We start from the raw sequence: 14,909 nt of genomic DNA, 5'->3' as shown, positions 1-14,909 counted from the left end.
CCTATACCTGTCCTATTGTCACAGTAACCTCACCGATATAGAATCCAACCACGGAACCCGCAGGCAACGTTTCAGTTTCACTTAGATGGTCAAACTGGAAAAAGTCTGCGTCGAAACCTAAAGCTGCCTTGGGGAAGGTTGCGTTAATTCTAACTTGGTCAACACCGCTTCTTGTGAAGCGTTCTATGCCGTTTCCGCTCAGGGTAATGGATTGACTTCTGTAAAGATGCGTCCCGTTATCAAGGGTAGGCAGATAAAACTTGGAGTAATTTGCTGAACTTAACTCTCTTATTGTGGGAACAACGACTACGCGGAGATAGCTGCCGTCGCTCATTGAACCTTTTTGTGTACTAAACACTTGGTCAATTGGTGCTGAAGCGCCCCGCTGTAAAAAGGAACCATTTGCAGTGTAGGGAAATCGTTCAAAGTATGTGTTGTTCATTGCGAATATGCTGGTAGGCATATTGAAGAGGATAATACCTGTCTGGAAGGTTCCTACGTTCACCCAGTTGCCGCTAATTTTTGCTTCAATTGTGTAGTTTATCACGTTGGGTTGGAACACTATTTGCCCAAACCTGCTTGAATATAAAATGGTCTGTGTCCGCCCGATTATCCACGCAATATCATCAATTTGCTTCCCCGTAGTGGTAAGAAACTGCTGATTGCTCTCCAACTCGTTAACAGCCATCTTTGTGTTCAAGATGTTGTTGGCAAACCCCATAGCAACTATTAGCATAACGATAATTCCCGCGGTCAGTATCATCGTGGAAAACGCTGGACTAATTGCCCGCTGATCCTTCCGTAAATTTCGAATAGCCAAGTTTTCATCTCCTATCCTATATTCACAAATTGGGGAATCAGTTTAGCTGCAAGTATAGAGATAAGCACCAGAATTGCCGCGTGCTTAAAGCCTGCGCCGACAGATTCTTCACTAATTTTTCCCGCGACGATACCAATGAGGTAGCTGTTGAAGATAACTGCAGTCATAAACACGGTTTGCATGAGTGTGTTATCTTGGGGAACTGTTTCCACGCCGGGTACGGTTATGCCAACGGTTAAACTCATCATCATGACGGTTGTAGCGACTAGAAGAACCGAAGCTAAGTAGGGCATCAGGACGTAGGGACGAGTGGACATTCTCTTTTCTTTCTCCACTTCCTCAGTCATGTTGCTGAAACGCGCCAATGAATCAATCATAGCAATGGTGCCGCCGCCGACATCAATAGTTTCGACCAGCAGAAACATGACGATTTGCACCATCCAACTGCGCGTTCGATGCAGGAAATCGGTCATGACCTTTTTTATGGGAATACCCCATGAAATTTCGCTGCTGATTTTGCGAAGTTCCTTGCTAAATGCTCCGTAGTCACGTTTAGAGAGGCTTTCAATGCATTTCTCCGGTGACAAGCCAGTCTTGCGGACTTCGGTGAGGTCGCGCAGAAACGTGGTGACGCCTTGTTCCATGCTGTTTCGGGTTCGGGTTAATCGTGTGTGAACGATGCCTGCGGGGGCGACGGATATGAAGAGGGCAATTGATAGGGCTATTGTTAAGTCTAGGCCGTATTCTATCAATGTGGTGAAGAGGGGTAGCTGTACGGCGCCCATAAAGTTGGTTAATAGTAGGAAGGTGATTATGGCGGCTGCGCATGAGATGCCGAAGACTTTGTAGGGTCGGTTGTCAAGTAAAGGCGTTTTTGGTTGCATACTGTGCGCCATATACACGAACATAACGGAGAGCATAGGCGTGAAAATGTAAGTGTACATCAGTATACCCGAGTACGCGGACAAATCAGACGCGGCTTCACTTGAGGTGGTTTGAATGTTGTTAACAGCAAAGAGGATGTAGAAGCAAAGAGACATCATAACCATAACGATTATGAAGGTTTCCAGCAGCATGCCTAATCTTTCAGCTGCGGCTTTTACGCGGAGCGCCCGAGCCTTAAAGATGTCTTCAGCTTTGCGTTCAAGGTAGTGACCGATGTCGCCGCCGATGATAACGGTGGATGCGTAACCGCTTAAAAACTCCTTAAAAATGTCTAGGGGAGTCTTTTTCGCAGCCTGCTCAAGTGCAGTGAGCGGGTCGACGCCAAAGATTTCTACGTCTTTGGTGATGTCTTGGGCTTCTTTACGCATTGAGGGCATCAAGTCCACTTCGGTTAAGCGTTTGAAGCTGTCATAGGGCGCTATGCCGCCTGATGCCATGACGCTGATGTATGCTGCGGCAAAGGGAATTTCTCGTTCTAATCCAGTTGATCGGTCGCTGGCATTGTTTAATGGAACAACAACAAAACCCATCATGATGTAGAGGGGAAGGGGTGCCAGAGCTAAAAGCGGCAAAACTCCAAAAGCCAACGCTGCCCAACCGAAAAATATTCCAATTGGCAGCGTTACGATAGCCAAAAAGAACATCAATGAAATGTAGGTTTCAGGGTAAATTCTGATACGTGCCTTCTCCAATGACTTCTTCATGGAGGGAAACACGTTTTTGAGGACGTATGGCGCGAAGCGGCCAAATAAACGGAAGGACCAAGCTTCCAGTTTAGCGAGTAGAGGCAACCGCCACAACCTCCGGGGTAACGATGGTTTTTCTGTAGAATTCTCGGGGTCTTGCGTAGTATTCAGCTATTATGGTGGCTACTTCTTTGTAGCTGCGGATTTTGCTTTCGCGCATCCAACGCAAAACATCCGTGCGACGTTGCATTTCCTCAAGGAGCTGCGGACGAGAAACACCCAAGCGGTCAGCAATATTGGTAAGCAAGAAGCTGTTTTCTAAGTCGAGGATTTGCTCGTCTTTAATTGGGTCCCATTTGAAGGGGTTCTTGTAGGTTTCTGAATCAACGATTTCGTTTACTGAGAGAACCCGACGGAACGCCTTTTTCTCGCCATTTTTAATGAGGTGAACTCGTTGCACTGACATGACGATGTTCATGAGTGGGATGTAAGCTGGAGAAATATCCATGGGTTTTTGGGTTAAACGACGAACGGCAGACTGGACGTTTTCTGCGTGCATGGTGCACATGCCGCCGTGACCTGTCGCTAGGGCTTGGAACAGCACGTAAGCTTCTTGGCCTCGGACTTCGCCTACAATCATTAGGTCTGGGCGGTGCCGCATACAAGTCTTAACCAGATCGAAAAGTGCCACTTCACCCACAGTGCTTCCGCCTAATCCGTAGCTTTGTCGAGAAATCAGCGAAACCCAGTTCTCATGTGAGAGGTTGAGTTCAGCGGTTTCTTCGATGGTCATGATTTTGCTGCCTGGTTTAATGAGGCAACCTAAAGCGTTGAGTGCAGTGGTTTTGCCAGCTGCAGTGCCGCCTAGAACCATGACTGACGCGCGGTTTTCGAGGCATATCCATAGGTAAGCTGCCATTTCCTCGGTGAAGGTTCCGATGTTTATGAGGTCGATAATTGAGTATGGGTCTTCTCGGAATTTACGGATGGTGAAAGCGGTTCCGAAAGGTGTAATTTCTCTGCGGTAGGCCACTGCAAGGCGGTGCTTTCCAGGCAGAGAGGCGTCCACTATGGGGAAGGCGCTGCTGACGTGTTTGCCTGCCATGTGGACAAGTTTGACGACGAGGTTGTCGAGGTCTTCGTCGGATTCGAATTGGAGGTTAGTTTCAATACTTTCAAAGTTTCGGTGCCAAATATAGACGGGTTTGTTGACGCCGTCGCAGGAAATGTCTTCTATGTTAGGGTCATGCATTAAGGGGTCAATTTTGCCAAACCCGACAAGGTCCCGTTCTGCATGATAGAGAATTTTGAACCACGAAACTTCAGGCAGCCAACCTAGTGTAATGCGGTATTTGTCGACGATTTTTTTGGCTTCGTCGGCGAAGAATTTGCGGGGGTCTTCGATTTCTTCTTTGGGTGATTTAATTTCGCCGAGCAAGATTTCGAGGACGCGGTTGTAGATGTCGCGTTCCATGGGGTCAAGTTGGAGTTCGTCGAGAATGTATTTGTGTTCGCCTGTTTTGAGGTCTTGCACGATGGCGACTTGGCTGTAGGGTTCGTTGAGGGGGTATTTTTCGACGATTTTTACGTCTTTGGGGAGGGGTTTGCTGGAGGTTACTAGGGGAGCTTCAGGTTCTGGTTTTTTTGATTTTAGGGAGAGTTTGAAGTTGGGTTTGTGGAACCTGTTTTTTAGACTGAATTTTGGTTTGGAATCGGTCTCGGATTTTTGTTTTTTTGTTCTAAAGGTTAGTTTGAAGTGGGGTTTGTGGAGTTTGCTTTTTAGGGTGGTTTTTGTTTTTGAGGCGGATGTTTGGAGGTTTGTTGAGAAGTTTTTGAAGCGGGTTTGGGTGTTGGTGGCTGATTGGTTTAGTTTGGCCTTCGCGTTCGCTAGGGATTGTTTGATTTTTTGCTTACGCGTTGGGGTTTTGTTGGGCTGCATTGTGGTCGGTAGTGTGTGGGTACCCAGACATATTAAATATTGTGTAGCACTACACCATACTGCTGATATGTAGAACAACAACACAACACCCAAAAAACCAAGCAAAAAACAACCACCAAAACAAACCATTTAAAAACCCAATCAACATGACACTACACAAACGCTAACGGAAGAACCAACATGAACCAAACCACAAGCATAATCAACCAAGCTCAAAAGGAAAACCGAAAAGCACTACTTGAGCCCGAAGCCAAAACCATCTGTTCAGAATACGGCATATCAGTAAACAAATTCAAAGTAGCCACCACCGAAACACAAGCCGCAGCCTACGCAGACGAAATCGGCTACCCCATCGTTCTAAAAATCGTCTCCCCCGACATCATCCACAAATCCGATGCAGGAGGCGTCCTAGTTAACCTCAAAACCGCCACCGATGTCGCCGCGGGATTCACCAAAATCATCACAAACGCCAAAAAATACAAAGCAGACGCCAAAATCGTTGGCGTTCTTGTACAGGAAATGGCACCCTCCGGCATCGAAGTCATCGTGGGCGCAATCAAAGACCCGACCTTTGGCCCCACAGTCATGTTCGGCTTAGGCGGCATATTCGTCGAGCTTCTAAAAGACGTAAACTTCCGTGTCGCACCCCTAACCGAGGAAGACGCTAAAGAAATGATAACCACCCTCAAAGCCTACCCGCTCCTAAACGGCTACCGCGGCAGCCAACCCGCAGACCTCGACGCCCTCACAACCATCATAGTCAACGTCTCTCGCCTAATCCTAAAACACCCCGAAATCAAAGAACTCGACCTCAACCCCATCATGGCATACTCCAAAGGCGCCAAAACCGTCGACGCACGCATAATCCTAGAATAAGCCTGTCGCAACCAGAAAAAGTCCAACCCCCATTTTAGAGGGGAAAAAAAGTATTTTCTCATCATACCAATGTAGCGGTTTATCAGTATGTGGTCGGACGCGGAGAAGGAAGTTCCTGCGTACCCAGAGGTAATCTTGTTTGGGTTCCATCCGCATTGTACACTATGTGGGACACGTCATTTTGCATCAGAATGATGGCTTCGGATCTCTCGTCGTTTAAAAAGTAAATAGACCGCTCAATTCCACTGCCGCCAACAAAGTCTGGTGCTCCAGCGATTTTGTTAAATTCACCCGCTAACTCGCTTACTTCTGCATCCTCAAGGAACCAATTTCCGCTCGCCGTACTGTCAAATAACTCTGCTGCCTGTTGAGCACTTAATCTGGGCTGGTCTTTTGGCAACTCCCCGATGGCGATAAGAACGGGCCGTCTCCATTCCCCAGGCAAACCAACGCTTTTGTCTGCAATGATTTTGTCGAGTTCTATTTTTTGCTCACTGGTTGCCTTGGCATAGGCTGACTCATAGAAGGAAACATCCGAATCGCCAATGATTGGGGGCGGGGATGTGAATGATGCGAGACCTAAGTAGAATATTGAGAAGGTAACTGAGAGAACGAGCAGGGCTGTAACTGCCGCAGCGATTGGTAGGGAGTGACGTTTTAGTCTGGTTGTTAGGGGCATGGGGGGTTGGGGGCAATAATCTTTGAGGTTTTTACTCTTTTTTCGTATGTTCATTTTCTTCACCTGTTATTTTTGCGAAAAGGGCTTCGGCGAGTTTGGAGGGCAAAATTTTGCTTGTGTCATCGAGCAGTAGGAAGTTGCGGTCTTTGGCTTCGGATAGTAATGTGGTTCTGCAGGTTTCTAGTTTTTTGCATTTTTCGCAGTTGCCGTCGTGTTTGTACCAGACTTGGATGCCGTTTTTGGCGGAGAAGGTGATAAACGCGGGGGTTTTGAAGGGGTTGCTGTATCCTTTGAGGAAGCCTCTTTGGGCGTTGACTGTTTGGGGGTCGATTTTGTTGATTTGGGCGACTTCTTGGAGGGCGTCTTCGATTTTTAGGTTGGCTATGTCGAGGGATTTGTGGACGGTTTGGCGGGTTATGTTTAGTTTTTTTGCGATGTGGGCTTCTTGGAGGCCGCTGCTTTTTAGGTCCCAGATGGCTCTTTGTTTGGGCGTTAGGTATCCGAGGCTGAGGGTCATTTTGCAAACCTGTAAGCCACCAACAGCTTACAATGTAAGCATGCACGTTTATTCTTATAAGGCTTTCCCCCACCCAAATAGAGCATTAGGTTACCAACCGAAGCCATTGCTGCAAGCGTCAGGTTATGAATTACGCTCGGGAAATAACAGCAAAAAACTTTTCAGGACCTCATGTCAGCTGCTGCATAAACCACTAGCGCGATAATCCTAAGAGGGATAGGTCCGTATTGACGCAAAAACAGCTCATTAGCATGTTGAAAATCAGTGCTTAAAAGACAAGAAAAGCTATTTTTGGGTAGCCTTGCAGGTGAAAAAGAAAAGGAAAAGCTGTTAGGCTTTTTTGTTGAGTTCGTCGAGGATTTCTTTAGCACGGTCAACGCGAACACGGCGTTCCTTCACCATCCGCTCCGCCACAGCATCAATTTGGTCACCTTTAGCGCCAGCCGTCACGGCAATATTTCTGGCGTGCAGGCTCATGTGGCCGCGTTGGATACCTTCGCTTGACAGCGCGCGCAGGGCGGCGAGGTTTTGGGCTAAGCCGACGGCGGCGAGGACCTCGGCGAATTCGTTAGCGGATTTGACTCCGAGGATTTTCATGGCGACCCGTGCGGTTGGGTGGGTTTTTACTGCGCCCCCGATGAGGCCGACTGCCATGGGTAACTCGATGGTGCCTTCTAAGTCGCCGTTTTGGTTTTTGGTCCATTTTGAGAAGGTGGTGTAGGCTCCGTTGAGGGCTGCGTAGGCGTGTCCACCTGCTTCGATGGCGCGGTGGTCGTTACCTGTGGCTAAGACGACGGCGATGATGCCGTTCATGGCGCCTTTGTTGTGGGTGGCGGCGCGGTAGGGGTCGGCTGCGGCGAATGCTGAGGCGTAGGCGATGCCTTCCACAACTGCTTCTCCGCCCACGGCTTCTTTGGGTACGGTGCAGGTAGCTTTTGCGAGGCGACGAACAGCGAGGTTGCTGATTATGCGCAGATAAACGTGTCCGCCTGTAAGTTGCTCGATAAGTGGCGAAACTGCTTCGGCCATGGTGTTGACGGCGTTGGCGCCCATTGCGTCTCGGCAGTCCACATAGAGGTGCACGATAAGCATTTGTCCCATGGTGGTGTCGATGACGCGGGCGTCGAGGTCTTTGGCGCCGCCTCCGAAGCTGTTTAGCACGGGGTCTTGGTCGTTGGCTTTCTTGAGAATTTCAGCTTTGGTGTCGAGGACGGCTTTTTTTGCGGATTGGGCGTTTGGGATTTTTACGACTTGGATTTGCCCAATCATTACAGGCGCAGTGCTACTCGTGTGGAAGCCTCCGCCGTCGCGAACCATCTTTGCCGCGTAAGAGGCAGCTGCGATTACGCTGGGTTCCTCGGTTGCCATGGGGATGAGGTAGTCTTTTCCGTTGATTTGGAAGTTAACTGCTACGCCAAGGGGCTCGGCGATGGCGCCAATCACGTTTTCTACCATGTGGTCAGCCACATCCAGCGGTAGGGCGCCGGTGTTTTGGAGAACTTGGACTTCTTCGTCGCTGAGCTCTGCGAAGTCTTTGATGAGGGCTACCCGCTCTTTGGGGGGCAGCTTGTAAAAGCCAGAGATAACAGATGATTTTGCCATATCCATCACGTAGAGTATTTAGGAAGATAGTTTCGCCGAAGGCAATAAACCTAACCAAAAAAACGTAACTAAAGCGTCGTTTGTCCAGCGCCACGAGGCATAGCGACTGCGTGCACGCCAAGGCGTTTGCAGAGTTCCTTGGCTAGGGCATCGCCGTTGCTGCGGTAATTGTCGGTGATGACCTGCTTTGCACGGCTGCGACGTACATACTCAATTAACCCGTCAAAATCGGAGTGGTCGCTTAATGCGACGAGGTATTCGTGTTCGCCGATTTGTCGGCAAGGCTGGCTGAATTCCCATCCGCTCACACATATCCGCGCGTTACGTAAGCCGACGTGTTGGCGTTGGTTCATGTGATAGAAGGCTACGCAGGGGAGGTTGTTGTTTAGGAGTTCTTGTCCATCGTGGGCGGTTGATAGTGCAGTGCAGCCGAGATTCATACCGTGACGTTCGCAGACTTTAGTGACTTCATAGACGCGTTCAGGCATCACAAAGGGCACCTGCACATCAGCGTCTCGAAGCAACTGCATGACTTCTTGCATTTTGCCATGGTAACCAAACACGTAGACGGCGCCGCCTCTGAGCCGCTTCTCCACCATCGACACCAACAATTTGCGCACGTCAACGTCGAAGTTGCGTCGGCAACTGGGGCTGCCATAAGTAGCTTCCACCACAAGCACGTCGCAGTCTACGACGGGGGTGTTGTCAATACGAAAATCGCCGCTCCAGGCAATTCGAATGCCCCCTTTATCTTCCACAAGCACTTGGCAAGCGCCCAAGATGTGGTCGGCTTTGAGTAAGCTTATTTTTTCTTCTCCGTACTCGAGGACTTTGCCGTATTCGAGGCATTCCACGCAGTCGGAGCGTAGCTTCATGGTTGGGTTGAGGGTTTCGGTGAGGTCGCGTGTGGCAGGGGTCATGAGGACTTTTTCGCAGCTTTTCACGCTTCGACGCAGCCCATAGAGGTGGTCGGCGTGTGCATGCGTGACTACCCGTAGCGGTCGGTCGGCGTCAAAGGCGTCGCAGGCTACGCTATCGCCCAAAAGCACTGCGCCCGTTTTGGTTACTCCCGCCCTCTCAGCCACGCTGCATCCTCATCGTTCGGTTTTTTCTGCTAGCCACTCAACGAGTTGTTGGGTGTCGTTGGTTTCTATGGTGAATTTTAGGGGTCCAAGGGGGGATTCGGCGGTTTCCTCACAAAATGAAGCATGCCCAGCGTATGCAACTTGTTTGTTTAGGCAAAAGCGAAGCTTGTCTCCGCGGATGGATTTGAAGAGGAGCTTACGAGCAGCGTCGCGTACGCGGTCGTTGCGGAGCATGTTGCGGAGTTTTATGAGTGAGTCTTGGCCTTTTGCCGTTGCTGTTAGGAGGCTGCCTTTGGCGGCGGGTGCCATTGTGATTTTGGCGTTGCCTAAAACGTTGTTGACTGCCGCGCGGACTTTATCCTCGTCTTCTGTGGGGTTTACGTCTACTTCTATAGTAACTGTTACTTCAACCATTTCTGTTCAATCCTGCCAAAATCCTCACGCACTAACGCCTTGAAGCGTTCAATGCTGTCATCGTTAACTATTATTTGCTCAGCCAACGCTATAACGTTTCCCAAGCCAACGCCGAGTTCGCGCATGTCGCGTTCATGAAAAACCGCCCAATCTTGGGGGTCATCGCTTCGCCCGCGTACTTTGAGGCGTTCAAATCTTATTGCGGGGGACGCGTGGACGGCGACGAGTGTGAAACGGGGGAAATGTGATTTGAAGATGTCAGCTTCGTATAGGCTGCGGAGTCCATCAACGAGTACACGGCGGTTGGGTTGGGCTTGGATTTTGGGGACACATTTTTCGGCGATGACATAGTTGCCGCCTTCCGCGCGTAGGGCAAGCATGACTTTGCCGACGTTTTGGGGGTTGAGGTCCAGCCCGCGTTTTTTTGTTTCTTCACGGATAACATCGCCCATGGTTACGATGTCGTAGCCTAGTTCTTTGGCGGTTTCGACTACGAGGGATTTGCCGGAGCCGGGCATGCCGCTTAAGCCTATGACAAGTTTGGTAGCTTCCATCTTTAGTTATCCCCTTTTTCGGTTGTATAGGTGCCTACATTAAAAAGCATTTACATTAATGGCTGCAAAGGACAATTTAGCGGCAGATTGCTGCTTTGCGGGCACTTTTATCGGTTATCAACTGTCTAAATTTTCAAGTTAACGCTTGCTTGGATTGGACAAATGTCAATTTTTTTCCCCAAGTTTTTTAAACTGACGCTACCACTAATTGTCAGAGGATTTGTCGTGCCTACAGCGTATGTCTTCATAAACACAGAAACCGGCTGTGAATTTGATGTTACTCGGGAACTTAGAAGAATTGAAGGTATAGAAGAGGCTTCACCTGTTTTTGGCGCTTACGACATAGTCGTAAGAGTGACAGCAGAATCAACTGATGACCTCAGAAGGATAATTAGTTGGCAAATTAGAAAATTACACAATGTTAAGACCACACTGACAACCATCATTGAGGAAAGAACAAGTAACCTAAGAGACAAAACAATGCTTTCCCCAACAGCCATCACCTGAAGCGATAATTTAAGCTAAAAATATTTTCTATTTTCTGGCTCTATTCGACCGCATTTTGTAGTTGACTGTTTCTTCGCCAATTGTTTTCCGCCCCCACCCCCTATCTGACGCCTCTTAGGGTTTGGTGGCTTCTACCTCGAGCCGCATCATGCTCACATGTATTTTGCCCTCAGCATCAGCGGGGTGCAACTCTAAGTAACGCTTCGCTATGGCCTCGACGAATTGTGGTTTTAATTCTTCGGGCAGCTTGTCGGTGAAGGGGAGCCAGGTGGTGCGTATCCAGCCTTTTAGGGCTTCTGCGTTTGGGTGCATCATATCTTTAGCTAAAAGCTCCACGCGCACAGGTTCTAGCCCTGAAGTTTGCAGAAACGCGGTGTATTCTTCTGCGGAGAAGAAGCCATATGGAAACGCCGTGTCAGCAAAGAAGCGGCTCCAGGGTTCGATTTGTTTGAGTTCTTCTAGGATGCCGATTATGGCTTGGGCGTTGCCTTTGCCTGCCATCTGAAACAATAACCGCCCGCCGCGTCTGAGGCTCCGATGCACACCATCCAACACAGGTTTTTGGTTCACAATCCAGTGTAGCACCGCGTTTGAGAACACACGGTCAAACTCGCCCTCAAAGCTCAAAGCCCGCGCATCCATAACCATAAAACGCAGATTAGGATAGCCTGAGGCGAAGTTTTTGTTGGCAAGCGCAATCATCTCTTTGCTGCTGTCCACGCCTACGACTTTGCCATCGGGGAGGGCGTTGGCAAGTTCTGCAGTGATTTTGCCGTCTCCACAGCCCAGATCAAGAAGCGCTTCACTTCCTGTTAGGTGGAGTTTGGGAAAGAGTTCTTTTGCCCACTGATATTGGTTGGCGGAGTTTTTGGCATAGTCGGATGCATTCCAAGTGTAAGATTTTGCTGCCATAAAGACCATCAAGAATTGGTGAAGTGAAGTTGTAACTTAAGGATTTCTAAGAGGACGCAGGTTTTGGATATTGGCAGCAGCCCATAATCACGTGTTGACTGTATCAGATACCAAAAAACCCAGCGCCAAAGTGTACAAACCGAGTTTACTCCGCAAGTTAATTAAAGCCAACCTAACAATAGGCTAGTAGATGTCTTTGTGAGCTTGGGAAGGAACTGTTGATGAAAAAGAAAGCAATAACACTCCTATTAATTGGAATTTTTATTTTGGCATCCTTAACTATCGTGGAAGCAAAATTAGTGAAGTGCCCTGAATGCAAAGGAACCGGCGAGATAGATTGCCCCGAATGCGACGGCACAGGCGAAATTGATGCAGGCGGCGAAACAGTCTGCCCCGAATGCTCTGGAGCGGGCACCATAACGCCGAAAATACAGAAGACGGGCTCCACAACCGTGGAACAAAAAAACGGGTTAACCATCATTAACGGCACCTTCATCAACAAAGAAGACTTCGATGTAGAAGCCACCGTAACAGCCGACTTTTCCAACCACAAAAACAGCACCACCGTTGACTTCCCCGCAGGCGAAACAACCATAGTTTCCTTAGAAATCAGCTACTTAGGAACCTATAGTAGCCAAATGCAAATCTACCAACATAGCAGTATAACGGTGGAATTAGATGAAATCACCTGCCCAGAATGCGACGGAGCCGGATACGTCGAGGGTTCAACTGAGTGCCCCGAATGCGACGGCACAGGAACCATAATCTGCCCAGAATGCGACGGCGAAGGATATGTTGAAGAATCATCTATAGCCCAAACCGCAGGCGACTTCCCCTGGGTCGCCGTGGAAGCAGCAGTAGCCGTAGTGGCGGTGGCAGGCGGCGGAACAGGCGCATTTCTCATCCTCAAAAAACGCCGCGTCAGCGAACGCAGCCTACGCAAACTCACCAGCCGCGAATTCAACGAATGGGTCATGAAGCGTCTTGACGGAAAACCAGCCAGCAGCCGCGACGCAGCCCTTGGCATAGACGGCTACACAAGCAGCGGACAACCCCTCCTCATCAAACAAGCTGACAACATAAGCATGACCGTCATCGACAGCTTCGCAGCGGCACTCGCAAAGATCCGTGCACGCGGAGGAGTCATCGTTGCTTTCAGCTATGGCGGCGATGCAGTGCGTGGCAAAGTGCGGGCACAAATGAATTACAAACTAACCATAGAAACTTTAACGGTGCAGGACCTCATAGATACCAAACGGCGCCTCTAAGTCGACGGGGGAAAATGGAGTTCCCCCACCGAGTAGTAGACTACTTCGCCTCGGCGGTTCATAACCGCCACAATCAACTCTTTTTGTTGACTCTGACACTTCCCCACAGCATCCGCCAACTCCCTTGTCGGCAGCGGCTGTCCTTCCTGAGTCACTAACACAAGGTAGGGCGCGGTGTCTTTGCCATAGGTGCCTCGGTCATAGATGCGAAAATCAGCGCCTACCCCAAACCCTTCCCGAACCACATAACCGCGACCGCGCAGATCCCGATAAACAAGGTAGTTAACCCATGCGTTTTTGTTCTGAGCCTCATAAAGTTGCAGCAGCGCAGCGAAGTCGGCGGTTGCGCCCTGTGGGGTTTTGGCTTCGAGCATGCCTTTGTCTTGGAGGTAGAGCGCTTCAAAAAAGGTTAACGTAAACGTTTTACCTTCGGAGGTGCCATATCCGCGCTGTGAGAGGGCGTCGATACTGCTCTGCTCAGAGATTTGGACGCCTTGTTGAGTTATGGCGCCGTTGGTTTTGAATTCTGGGGGGGACGGTTTTTTGTTTTCGGTCACGAGGTATCCACGGGAAGTATTTTTGGTTGTTTGCTCTTTAACATTATGCTTCCCCGAATCATTGTTGTGGCTGTGGGGAGCGGAAAACTTATCAATGCAGTAGCTATGAAACCTAAGGCAACAGTATTGGCGTACAGGAATCGAGGTGAAACAAAAAATGGTTGAAATGAAAATTGACGCTTCCGAACTCAAAGGCGACGAAAACAAACTGCTTGACAAACTCTCCGAGTTCCTCAAAGAAAAAACAGGCGGAGAAACCGCAACTGAAGGCAAAAACGTAACCGTCAAGGGCGAAGGCCCAGCCCTAGCCAAGAAATACGTGAAGTTGAACGTGAAAAAGTTCCTCCACAAACATGAACTTGACGCGTTTAAAGTCATCAGCGACGGCGAAAACAAACTCAAAATTAAAGAATGCGCCGTAGAAGAGGAAGACTAAACCCCTCCCTTTTAAACAAGAAAATTTTTCCTTTTATCTTTGAACATTTTTTGTTGTGCTAATCTTTGAACACCCTGTTCTGAAGCGTGGCATTAAATCAAAATCCGTCTCTAAGGATACTTGGAGACATAAATAATGAGCAAAAGAAACGTCGCCATAGGCGGCTTAGTTGTGGTTTTCTCGTTGATAACGGGCAGTTTGATTTTCGCGGCAACCTACTCGGCGTTGCAAAGCGTTAACCCCGCCGCAGCGTTGGCAGCCGTTACCGTCGCGTTAATTGGGTTTGCTTGGTTTAAGAAAAGCAGCAACTAATTGCCCCGCTTTATAGGGGAAGGGCTAAGCACGGACGATTAGAAAGAGGAGAAACAGCGGCAGAGCGTTTTGTGTCCATGCTTAACCCAAACACCTAATGGGCGAAGATTTGTTAAATGCTTTTTCGTCAACGAACCTTGACTAAACCCCCGAAAAGTTAGTCAAACTTTCTTGACTAACAAAAAACACGCAAAAAACCAAGCCATTCTACAGGTGACCATAAAGACCCAGCCACCCGCGCTTATTTCGGGCGGCGATTTCTACTATGTTTCAACATACTTTTGGGCTTGTTTTCCATCAATAGTGACCTACCCCTCTTAGGTTTCTGCATAGAACCACTAATAGACACCAAATATGCCCGCCTACCCCTCCCCCTCTATCGATTTCTGCATACCTTGAATATTAGCATCCAAATAGGCTACAAATAGAGTTTAAAGGCGATGATTAGGTGCTAAAGGGGTTGTGGAGTAACTAAAGGTTAATGCGTAGTAGCTGTTAAAGCAGCGCGATGGCCTCTTTTCTGGGTACCGCTACGAGAGTTTCTGTGGTAACCCATTCCGAAATATCAATCGACAGTTTCATCGCTTCTTTCTCGCTTGCAGCCTCAAATACAACTACCGTATCGTAGCGCCCCAAAGTCCAGTACCAACTCAGCATAGTAATGCCCTTTGCCTTCCACTGTGCCATTATTTTAGCGGTGTCACCTAATTCGTTCTTGTCAGGTGTTTTGCGGAATCTTCCAAGATTAATAAATAACAAAATCTCACCTCCGAGAAATCGCTTCACACATCAATGGATTT

17 protein-coding genes are annotated in these 14,909 nt (G+C 48.8%); 5 read left to right on the top strand and 12 right to left on the bottom strand.

Annotated features, from left to right (window positions below; all coding sequences use genetic code 11):
- Window position 1: 1 nt before the first annotated feature.
- Genes NWE92_06605 through NWE92_06595 form a run of 3 tightly spaced genes read right to left on the bottom strand, consistent with a single transcriptional unit; the run spans window position 2 to window position 4,390 of the window.
- Window positions 2-820, bottom strand: a complete 819-nt coding sequence (locus NWE92_06605) for a hypothetical protein (protein ID MCW4029300.1) — start codon at window positions 818-820, stop codon at window positions 2-4.
- 11 nt (window positions 821-831) lie between these two features.
- The gene (locus NWE92_06600) at window positions 832-2,556 is read right to left on the bottom strand and encodes a type II secretion system F family protein (GenBank protein ID MCW4029299.1); all 1,725 of its coding nucleotides are present in this window, start codon (window positions 2,554-2,556) and stop codon (window positions 832-834) included.
- A complete protein-coding gene (locus NWE92_06595) occupies window positions 2,540-4,390 on the bottom strand; it encodes a type II/IV secretion system ATPase subunit (GenBank protein ID MCW4029298.1) in 1,851 nt (616 codons plus the stop codon). Before NWE92_06595 ends, NWE92_06600 begins: the two co-directional genes overlap by 17 nt.
- Before the next feature lie 180 nt (window positions 4,391-4,570).
- Here NWE92_06595 and NWE92_06590 point away from each other — a divergent pair, with 180 nt between their 5' ends.
- Window positions 4,571-5,266, top strand: a complete 696-nt coding sequence (locus tag NWE92_06590; protein MCW4029297.1) for an acetate--CoA ligase family protein — start codon at window positions 4,571-4,573, stop codon at window positions 5,264-5,266.
- A gap of 82 nt (window positions 5,267-5,348) precedes the next feature.
- On the opposite strand, the gene NWE92_06585 is transcribed toward NWE92_06590, so the two are convergent.
- From NWE92_06585 to NWE92_06560, 6 genes are all read right to left on the bottom strand, one after another.
- Window positions 5,349-5,999, bottom strand: coding sequence for a hypothetical protein (locus NWE92_06585; protein MCW4029296.1), 651 nt, complete (start codon window positions 5,997-5,999; stop codon window positions 5,349-5,351).
- A complete protein-coding gene (locus NWE92_06580) occupies window positions 5,977-6,462 on the bottom strand; it encodes a hypothetical protein (GenBank protein MCW4029295.1) in 486 nt (161 codons plus the stop codon). The genes NWE92_06585 and NWE92_06580 overlap by 23 nt, the downstream gene beginning before the upstream one ends.
- A gap of 330 nt (window positions 6,463-6,792) precedes the next feature.
- Window positions 6,793-8,064, bottom strand: a complete 1,272-nt coding sequence (locus tag NWE92_06575) for a hydroxymethylglutaryl-CoA reductase, degradative (GenBank protein ID MCW4029294.1) — start codon at window positions 8,062-8,064, stop codon at window positions 6,793-6,795.
- A gap of 68 nt (window positions 8,065-8,132) precedes the next feature.
- Entirely contained in the window at window positions 8,133-9,149 is a 1,017-nt protein-coding gene (locus NWE92_06570) for an MBL fold metallo-hydrolase (GenBank protein MCW4029293.1), read from the bottom strand.
- Between the two features lie 9 nt (window positions 9,150-9,158).
- Complete coding sequence (locus tag NWE92_06565) at window positions 9,159-9,563, bottom strand: hypothetical protein (protein MCW4029292.1); 405 nt, start codon at window positions 9,561-9,563, stop codon at window positions 9,159-9,161.
- Window positions 9,551-10,117, bottom strand: coding sequence for an AAA family ATPase (locus tag NWE92_06560; protein ID MCW4029291.1), 567 nt, complete (start codon window positions 10,115-10,117; stop codon window positions 9,551-9,553). Before NWE92_06560 ends, NWE92_06565 begins: the two co-directional genes overlap by 13 nt.
- A 225-nt stretch (window positions 10,118-10,342) precedes the next feature.
- Here NWE92_06560 and NWE92_06555 point away from each other — a divergent pair, with 225 nt between their 5' ends.
- Window positions 10,343-10,624: an Lrp/AsnC ligand binding domain-containing protein gene (locus tag NWE92_06555; protein ID MCW4029290.1), complete on the top strand. Its 282-nt coding sequence runs from the start codon at window positions 10,343-10,345 to the stop codon at window positions 10,622-10,624.
- A 114-nt stretch (window positions 10,625-10,738) separates the two neighbouring features.
- On the opposite strand, the gene NWE92_06550 is transcribed toward NWE92_06555, so the two are convergent.
- Window positions 10,739-11,536, bottom strand: coding sequence for a methyltransferase domain-containing protein (locus tag NWE92_06550; GenBank protein MCW4029289.1), 798 nt, complete (start codon window positions 11,534-11,536; stop codon window positions 10,739-10,741).
- A 221-nt stretch (window positions 11,537-11,757) separates the two neighbouring features.
- Between NWE92_06550 and NWE92_06545 the strand changes: the two genes are divergently transcribed.
- The gene (locus NWE92_06545) at window positions 11,758-12,804 is read left to right on the top strand and encodes a hypothetical protein (protein ID MCW4029288.1); all 1,047 of its coding nucleotides are present in this window, start codon (window positions 11,758-11,760) and stop codon (window positions 12,802-12,804) included.
- Here NWE92_06545 and endA read toward each other — a convergent pair.
- On the bottom strand, window positions 12,801-13,361 hold the full coding sequence (gene endA, locus NWE92_06540) for a tRNA-intron lyase (protein ID MCW4029287.1): 561 nt from the start codon (window positions 13,359-13,361) through the stop codon (window positions 12,801-12,803). The two genes, NWE92_06545 and endA, sit on opposite strands and share 4 nt — an antisense overlap.
- Window positions 13,362-13,518: 157 nt before the next feature.
- On the opposite strand from endA, the gene NWE92_06535 reads away from it, so the two are divergent.
- The gene (locus NWE92_06535) at window positions 13,519-13,797 is read left to right on the top strand and encodes a 60S ribosomal protein L22 (GenBank protein ID MCW4029286.1); all 279 of its coding nucleotides are present in this window, start codon (window positions 13,519-13,521) and stop codon (window positions 13,795-13,797) included.
- Between the two features lie 135 nt (window positions 13,798-13,932).
- Window positions 13,933-14,109: a hypothetical protein gene (locus NWE92_06530; GenBank protein MCW4029285.1), complete on the top strand. Its 177-nt coding sequence runs from the start codon at window positions 13,933-13,935 to the stop codon at window positions 14,107-14,109.
- 495 nt (window positions 14,110-14,604) lie between these two features.
- On the opposite strand, the gene NWE92_06525 is transcribed toward NWE92_06530, so the two are convergent.
- Window positions 14,605-14,868, bottom strand: a complete 264-nt coding sequence (locus NWE92_06525) for a GYD domain-containing protein (GenBank protein MCW4029284.1) — start codon at window positions 14,866-14,868, stop codon at window positions 14,605-14,607.
- Window positions 14,869-14,909 lie beyond the last annotated feature (41 nt).

It is taken from the genome of Candidatus Bathyarchaeota archaeon (genome assembly GCA_026014745.1).
Classification (GTDB): domain Archaea; phylum Thermoproteota; class Bathyarchaeia; order Bathyarchaeales; family Bathycorpusculaceae; genus Bathycorpusculum.
The sequence above is the reverse complement of the archived record's forward strand: the minus strand, read 5'-3'. Positions and strand labels throughout refer to the sequence as shown.

Coding starts and splice junctions, on each gene's coding strand:
- NWE92_06535 (MCW4029286.1), top strand. CDS start 13,519: ATGGTTGAAATGAAAATTGACGCTTCCGAACTCAAAGGCGACGAAAAC.
- NWE92_06530 (MCW4029285.1), top strand. CDS start 13,933: ATGAGCAAAAGAAACGTCGCCATAGGCGGCTTAGTTGTGGTTTTCTCG.
- NWE92_06585 (MCW4029296.1), bottom strand. CDS start 5,999: ATGAACATACGAAAAAAGAGTAAAAACCTCAAAGATTATTGCCCCCAA.
- NWE92_06580 (MCW4029295.1), bottom strand. CDS start 6,462: ATGACCCTCAGCCTCGGATACCTAACGCCCAAACAAAGAGCCATCTGG.
- NWE92_06545 (MCW4029288.1), top strand. CDS start 11,758: ATGAAAAAGAAAGCAATAACACTCCTATTAATTGGAATTTTTATTTTG.
- NWE92_06590 (MCW4029297.1), top strand. CDS start 4,571: ATGAACCAAACCACAAGCATAATCAACCAAGCTCAAAAGGAAAACCGA.
- NWE92_06550 (MCW4029289.1), bottom strand. CDS start 11,536: ATGGCAGCAAAATCTTACACTTGGAATGCATCCGACTATGCCAAAAAC.
- NWE92_06595 (MCW4029298.1), bottom strand. CDS start 4,390: ATGCAGCCCAACAAAACCCCAACGCGTAAGCAAAAAATCAAACAATCC.
- NWE92_06560 (MCW4029291.1), bottom strand. CDS start 10,117: ATGGAAGCTACCAAACTTGTCATAGGCTTAAGCGGCATGCCCGGCTCC.
- NWE92_06565 (MCW4029292.1), bottom strand. CDS start 9,563: ATGGTTGAAGTAACAGTTACTATAGAAGTAGACGTAAACCCCACAGAA.
- NWE92_06575 (MCW4029294.1), bottom strand. CDS start 8,064: ATGGCAAAATCATCTGTTATCTCTGGCTTTTACAAGCTGCCCCCCAAA.